The following is a 6,664-nucleotide window of genomic DNA, read 5'->3' on the forward strand; positions in this document are numbered from 1 at the left end:
GGGGCGCCGTGAGCGGGGTGCCCGCGAGGTCCGCGAGGTACTCGGCGTCGGTGGTGTGACCCTGGGGCCCGACGCCCTCACCGAGCGTGCCCAGCTCATCGGCCGGGGCCCGGCCGTGCAGGGTCTGACGGCCGCGGCCGACCGCCTCCAGGGTCTTGGCCAGGACCGCCTCGAAGGCGCCGAGCTTGGCGTCGACGTACGCGTCGGCGTCGCGGCGCAGCGTCTCGGGGTCGTGGCTGCGCTCGGGGGCGTCCGCGTCCTCGTAGCCCTGCTCGTCGACTCCGGGGCCGGTGCCGAGGAGCTTCTCGCGGCCACGGCCGACGGAGCCGAGGGTCTTGGTGAGGACGACCTCGAAGTTGGCGAGCTTGCTGTCCACGTAGTCGTCGGCCTCGGCGCGGACCTCCTCGGCGGCCTGGCGGGCCTCGGCGAGAATACGGTCGGCCTCGCCCTGGGAGTTGCGGGCCACCTCGGTGTCGGAGATCAGGGAGCCGCGCTCGGCGTGCGCGCTCTCGATGATCCGCTCGGCCTCCTGACGGGCCTGCTCGACGAGCTGCTCACGGCCGCCGATCAGCTCCTGGGCCTGGGCCAGGGAGCCCGGCAGCGCCTGGCGCACCTCTTCGAGCATCGAGAGCAGATCGGCGCGGTTGACCACGCACGAGGCCGACATCGGCATGGACCGGGCGCTGCCGACCGCCTGGACGATCTCGTCGATCTTCTTCTGCACGTCCACCGTGTGCTCGCCACTCTCTACAGCTCGTTGGGAGACGGACGGGACGACTGTAAGGCCAGGGGCGGCCCGCCCGACACCGGGTGACGGGCCGTCAGTGCACCGGCCGGGGGGTCACTTCTCGCCCAGGCGTTCGACCAAGGCCTCGTGGACCACCGGGGGCAGCAGGTGCGCGACGTCGCCGCCCCAGGCGGCGACCTCCTTGACCAGCGAGGAGGAGAGGAAGCTGTAGGTGGGATTGGTCGGCACGAACAGCGTCTCGACGCCCGAGAGGCCGTTGTTCATCTGGGCCATCTGGAGCTCGTAGTCGAAGTCGCTGACCGCGCGCAGGCCCTTCACGATGGCCGGGATGTCGCGCTGCTTGCAGAAGTCGACGAGCAGGCCGTGGAAGGCCTCCACCTCGACATTGCCGAAGTCGGCCGTGACCTGGCGGATCAGTTCGATCCGCTCGTCGATCTCGAACAGGCCCTTCTTCGACTGGTTGATCATCACCGCGACGTGCACCACGTCGTACAGCTTGGAGGCGCGGGCGATGATGTCGAGGTGTCCATTGGTGATGGGGTCGAACGACCCCGGACAGACGGCGCGGCGCATCGTGAGTCCCTCGCTCTCCGGTCCGGTCATGGCGCGATCTCTGAGTCGTCGCACGTAGAGGCGGCGCGACCGTACCAAAACGTCCCCTCGCCGTAGCGACGGGACCTGAGGGGTTCGAAACCCCCGGGCCAGCCGAACGCACCGCCTCTTGTACTGCGTTCAACGGTGACGAGCGCTTCGTCCGCGAGCCAGCCCCCCGAGCGGAGTGTGAGGAGGATCTCCCGAAGATCGTCGTCGCCGACGGCGTACGGAGGATCGAGAAAGACCAGGTCATACGGGGTACCCGGCCGCTCCTGGCGGATGACCTGGGCGGCTTTGCCCGCGCGCACCTCGGCGCCGGGCAGACCGACCGCCCGCACGTTCTCCCTGATGGTGCGGGCCGCTCGCGCGTCCGCCTCGACGAGCAGCGTGTGCGCGGAGCCCCGGGAGAGAGCTTCGAGGCCGACGGCGCCGGAGCCCGCGTACAGGTCGAGCACGCGGGTGCCCTCAAGGGTGCCCTGGAGCGCCTGCCAGGTGGAGAAGAGGCCCTCGCGCGCGCGGTCGGACGTGGGGCGGGTGCCGTTCCCCGGCGGGACGGCGAGGCGGCGTCCGCCAGCCGTACCGGCGATCACGCGGGTCATCTGAGTCCTTCTGGCTGGGCTGTGGTTCCTCCACGATATGGCGTGGCCGGGCCGCGGCTCCTGTCGAGGTCCTGGTGGGCGGGTGTCCGGCCGGGTCCTGGTGGCGGCGGGGCCGGGTCAGCCCTTGTCGAGGTACTGCTCGCGCTCGGCGTCGAGCAGGGCGTCAAGGGCCGTGCGCAGCTCGGGCAGGTGCTTGAGATCGGGGTCCCCGGCCACCACCGTGACGGCCTCCTCGCGGGCGGCGGCGATGATCTCCTCGTCGTCGATGACCGCCAGCATGCGCAGGCTGGAGCGGACGCCGGACTGAGCCTGGCCGAGGACGTCGCCCTCGCGGCGCTGCTCCAGGTCGATGCGGGAGAGCTCGAAGCCGTCGAGGGTGGCGGCGACGGCGCCGAGGCGGGCGCGGGCGGGCGCCGCCTCGGGCATGTCGGTGACCAGGAGGCAGAGACCGGGGGCGGAGCCGCGGCCGACCCGGCCGCGCAGCTGGTGGAGCTGGGAGACGCCGAAGCGGTCGGCGTCCATGATCACCATGGCGGTGGCGTTCGGTACGTTCACCCCGACCTCGATGACCGTCGTCGCGACCAGGACCTGCGTCTCACCCGCGGCGAAGCGGCGCATCACGGCGTCCTTGTCGTCGGGCTGCATGCGGCCGTGCAGGGCTTCGACCCGCAGTCCCCGCAGCGGTCCCCCGGCGAGCTGCTCGGCGACCTCAAGGACGGCGAGCGGGGGGCGCTTCTCGGCGGTGGCCGCCTCCTCCGCCCGCTCCTCGGCCGACTTCTTCCCGCCGCTCTTCGCGCCCTTCCTCGGGTCGTCCTCCTCGTCGCCGATGCGCGGGCAGACCACGTACGCCTGGTGGCCCTTCTCGACCTCCTCGCGCACGCGCTCCCAGGCGCGGGCGAGGAAATGGGGCTTGTCCTGGGCGGGGACCACATGGCTGGCGATCGGTGAGCGGCCCGCCGGGAGCTGGTCGAGGACGGAGGTCTCCAGGTCGCCGAAGACCGTCATCGCGACCGTGCGCGGGATGGGTGTGGCCGTCATGACGAGCAGGTGCGGGGGCTGCTTCCCCTTGCCGCGCAGGGCGTCGCGCTGCTCGACACCGAAGCGGTGCTGCTCGTCCACGACGACCAGGCCCAGGTCGTGGAAGCGCACCTTGTCCTCGATCAGCGCATGGGTGCCGATGACGATGCCCGCCTCGCCGGTGACCAGGTCGAGCAGGGCCTGGCGGCGGCCCGCGGCGCCCATGGAGCCGGTGAGCAGCGTGACCTTGGTGGCCTGCTCGGCGCCCCCGAGCATGCCGCCCTCGGCCAGCTCGCCCATCATCTCGACGATCGAGCGGTGGTGCTGCTGGGCGAGGACCTCGGTCGGCGCGAGCATGGCGGCCTGTCCTCCCGCGTCGACCACGGCGAGCATGGCGCGCAGGGCCACCATCGTCTTGCCCGATCCGACCTCTCCCTGGAGGAGGCGGTGCATCGGGTGCTCGGTCGCGAGGTCGTCGAAGATCTCCTTGGAGACCTTCTGCTGGCCCTCGGTGAGGGTGAAGGGCAGCTTCGCGTCGAAGGCGTCCAGGAGGCCGCCCTTCGTGGGCCTGCGGGCCACGGCGGGCAGCTGCGCGTCCGCGTACCGCCGCCTGGCCAGGGCCACTTGGAGGACGAAGGCCTCGTCCCACTTCAGACGGTCGCGCGCGGTGGCGATGTCCGCCTTGGTGTGCGGCCGGTGGATCTTCAGGAGCGCCTCGGGGAGCGGGATGAGGGCGCGGCCCTCCTGGAGCGAGGCGGGCAGCGGGTCGAGGGCCTCCTGGGCGCTGGGCAGGACCGTCTCGACGGACTTGGCGATCTTCCAGGACTCCAGCTGCTTGCACGCCGGATAGATCGGGATGAGCGCGCCCGCCCAGCTGTCCACGGCGTCCGGGTCGCCGCCGCGCAGCAGTTCGTACGCGGGGTGGGCGAGCTGGAGGCGGTGGTTGAAGACGGAGACCTTGCCCGCGAACATCGCGCGGGTGCCGGGCAGCAGCTCCGTGTGCGGCTTGTGGACGCCGCGGCCGAAGAAGACCAGGCGGAGCTCGCCGCTGCCGTCCGTGATGGTGACTTCGAGGCGCTGGCCCTGGCCGCGGGGCGCCTTGGGCGACCTGAACGTGTGCAGGCGCGCGCTCGCGACCTGCGCCACCACCGTGACGTGCTCGTCCAGCGGGAGGTCGGCGAGGCGGGTGAGCTCACCGCGCTCGGCATACCGCCGAGGGTAGTGGTGCAGGAGGTCGCCGACCGTGTGCAGGTCGAGGTGCTCGGCCATCACCTTCGCGGTGGCGGGGCCGACCACTTTCTTCAGGGGTTCTTCGAGCGCGGGCACGAGATCCATTGCACACCACGCCACTGACAATCCGCGGCAGGTCCCCCTGATCCGCAGGTCAGGGGTGGTGTGCGCTATTCCACGCCGATCAGCATCAGCGCCGCCTGGCGCCCGCCGCGGTAGACGACCGTGTCGACGGCCAGATACGTCTCGCGCACATGCTTCTCCAGGTGCTCGGCGACCGTGTCGGGCACGGCGTCCCCGAGGACGAGCGTGACCATCTCGCCGCCCGCGGACAGCATGCGGTCGAGGACCGACGCGGCGGTGCGGGCGACCTCCGAGCCGATCACCGCGACGTCACCGTCGATCAGGCCGAGCACGTCTCCGGCCTGGCAGATGCCCGCCATGGTCCACGACTGCCGCTCGGCGACGGCCAGCTCGCCATAGCGGGTCGCCCCGGCGGCCGAGGTCATGGCGACCACGTCCTCGTCGAAGCCGCGGTCCGGCTCGTGCACGGCGAGTGCGGCGATGCCCTGGACCGCGGAGCGGGTGGGGATCAGCGCGACGCGCACGCCCTCCGTCCGCGCCTGCTGGGCCGCCGCGGCGGCGGTGTGCCGCAGCTCCGCGTCGTTGGGCAGGAGCACCACCTCACGCGCGTGCGCCCGCCGGACGGCGTCGACGAGCTCCCCGCTCGCGGGCGGCTCCCCCACGCGCGTGGGCACGGTGGTCGCGCCCGCCTCCGCGTAGAGCCCGGCGAGGCCCTCGCCGGGGACGACGGCGACGATGGCGCGCTGGGCGCGCTCCCTGGGCGGCCGCGCGGTGGTGTGGGCGTCGCCCGCCCCGAAGTGGGTGATGCGGATGCGGTGCGGACGGCCCGCCTCCACGCCCGCCTCTACGGCGGCTCCCGCGTCATCGACATGGACATGGACGTTCCAAAGACCGTCGCCGCCGACCACCACGAGGGAGTCGCCGAGCCGGTCGAGGCGGGTCCGCAGCCGTGCGACGGCTATGTCGTCCGCCTCCAGGAGGTAGATCACCTCGAAGGCCGGGCCGCCCTCGTCGGCCGGGAGGTCCTCGCACTCGACGGCTTCCACGGGCGCGTGGCCACAGCCTTCCGGCACGCGCGCGTGCACCCCGTCGGCGCCCCTGTACGGCACCGTCTCGCCCGACAGCGCGGCCACCAGCGCCCCGAGCACCGCGACGAGGCCGCGGCCGCCCGCGTCCACGACGCCCGCGCGGCCGAGGACGGCGAGCTGGCCGGGGGTCAGGTCGAGCGCCGCCCGTGCCCCCGCGCAGGCGGCGCGTGCCACGGCCTCGCAGTCGCCGGTGCCCTCGGCCGCCGCCGCCTTCGCCGCGGCGGTGGCCACCGTGAGGACGGTGCCCTCGACCGGGTGCGCGACCGCCTCGTACGCGGACTCCGCCGCCTGCCGCAGGGCCAGCTCAAGGGTCCGCCCGTCGGCGTGATCCTCGTCACGGCCGGGCTCGCCGCCCTCGCCCTCGGGACCGCCGCCCAGGACCTGGGCCATGCCCCGCAGGAGCTGGGAGAGGATCGTGCCCGAGTTCCCGCGCGCTCCGATGAGGGCGCCGTGCGCCATGGCGCGGACGGTCTCGGCGAGTGAGGGCGCGGCCGGTTCATGGCCCGTGAAGGCCGCGTCGACCGCCTGGGACGCCGACTCCATGGTCAGATAGAGGTTCGTCCCCGTGTCCCCGTCCGCGACCGGATAGACGTTGATCGAGTCGATCTCCTCGCGGGCCCTGCCGAGGGCCTCCAGAGCCAGTCGGCACCAGGCGCGCACCGCGACCGCGTCGAGGTTCTGCGGCACCTGTTCGCCTCCTTGACCATGCGGAATGGACGCAGCGTAGACCCGGGGTGAACGAGGGCTCCGGGGCGGGGGCCGGGCAAGACATGGTAGTTTCGTTGTACCGAAGCAGTCGTTGTATGCTGCTCCGGTTGCCCGATACGCATCGGGCCATTCCTCCTGGCAACGCCATTCCGATCATTGCACTGATCCCGGCATGCCGGGTTTAACCGTAAGTGCATCTGAAGTCTTTGGAGTGACCCGTGGCTGCCAACTGCGACGTCTGCGGCAAGGGGCCGGGCTTCGGCAACAACATCTCGCACTCGCACCGCCGTACGCCCCGTCGCTGGAACCCGAACATCCAGCGTGTGCGTGCCGTGGTGAGCGGGACGCCGAAGCGCCTCAACGCCTGCACCTCGTGCATCAAGGCCGGCAAGGTCTCGCGCTGACGTCAGCGCGAGACCTTGCCGGCCTTGATGGGGGGGGGGGGGGGGGGGGGGGGGGGGGGGGGGGGGGGGGGGGGGGGGGGGGGGGGGGGGATGTTCGGGTTCCAGCGACGGGGCGTACGGCGGTGCGAGTGCGAGATGTTGTTGCCGAAGCCCGGCCCCTTGCCGCAGACGTCGCAGTTGGCAGCCACGGGT

At 72.4% G+C, this 6,664-nt stretch carries 6 protein-coding genes and 1 pseudogene; 1 reads left to right on the forward strand and 6 read right to left on the reverse strand.

All coding sequences use genetic code 11. The features are described 5' to 3' along the window. The 5 genes and pseudogenes from AB8Z36_RS26590 to AB8Z36_RS26610 all read right to left on the reverse strand — a co-directional run. A pseudogene (locus AB8Z36_RS26590) lies at window positions 1-730 on the reverse strand (cell division initiation protein); the annotation flags it as partial. Between the two features lie 111 nt (window positions 731-841). Then, window positions 842-1,321, reverse strand: a complete 480-nt coding sequence (coaD, locus tag AB8Z36_RS26595) for a pantetheine-phosphate adenylyltransferase (protein ID WP_369215912.1) — start codon at window positions 1,319-1,321, stop codon at window positions 842-844. A 26-nt stretch (window positions 1,322-1,347) separates the two neighbouring features. Further along, on the reverse strand, window positions 1,348-1,941 hold the full coding sequence (rsmD, locus tag AB8Z36_RS26600; RefSeq protein WP_369215909.1) for a 16S rRNA (guanine(966)-N(2))-methyltransferase RsmD: 594 nt from the start codon (window positions 1,939-1,941) through the stop codon (window positions 1,348-1,350). Between the two features lie 117 nt (window positions 1,942-2,058). Continuing rightward, on the reverse strand, window positions 2,059-4,293 hold the full coding sequence (gene recG, locus AB8Z36_RS26605; RefSeq protein ID WP_369215910.1) for an ATP-dependent DNA helicase RecG: 2,235 nt from the start codon (window positions 4,291-4,293) through the stop codon (window positions 2,059-2,061). Window positions 4,294-4,358: 65 nt separating this feature from the next. Beyond that, complete coding sequence (locus AB8Z36_RS26610) at window positions 4,359-6,074, reverse strand: DAK2 domain-containing protein (RefSeq protein WP_440581998.1); 1,716 nt, start codon at window positions 6,072-6,074, stop codon at window positions 4,359-4,361. Window positions 6,075-6,286: 212 nt separating this feature from the next. On the opposite strand from AB8Z36_RS26610, the gene rpmB (AB8Z36_RS26615) reads away from it, so the two are divergent. Further along, window positions 6,287-6,472, forward strand: a complete 186-nt coding sequence (rpmB, locus tag AB8Z36_RS26615) for a 50S ribosomal protein L28 (RefSeq protein WP_016642993.1) — start codon at window positions 6,287-6,289, stop codon at window positions 6,470-6,472. Between the two features lie 2 nt (window positions 6,473-6,474). On the opposite strand, the gene rpmB (AB8Z36_RS42345) is transcribed toward rpmB (AB8Z36_RS26615), so the two are convergent. Continuing rightward, entirely contained in the window at window positions 6,475-6,660 is a 186-nt protein-coding gene (gene rpmB, locus AB8Z36_RS42345) for a 50S ribosomal protein L28 (RefSeq protein WP_440581999.1), read from the reverse strand. Window positions 6,661-6,664 lie beyond the last annotated feature (4 nt).

The sequence above is a fragment of the Streptomyces flavofungini genome (genome assembly GCF_041028215.1).
Taxonomy (GTDB): Bacteria; Actinomycetota; Actinomycetes; order Streptomycetales; family Streptomycetaceae; genus Streptomyces; species Streptomyces flavofungini_B.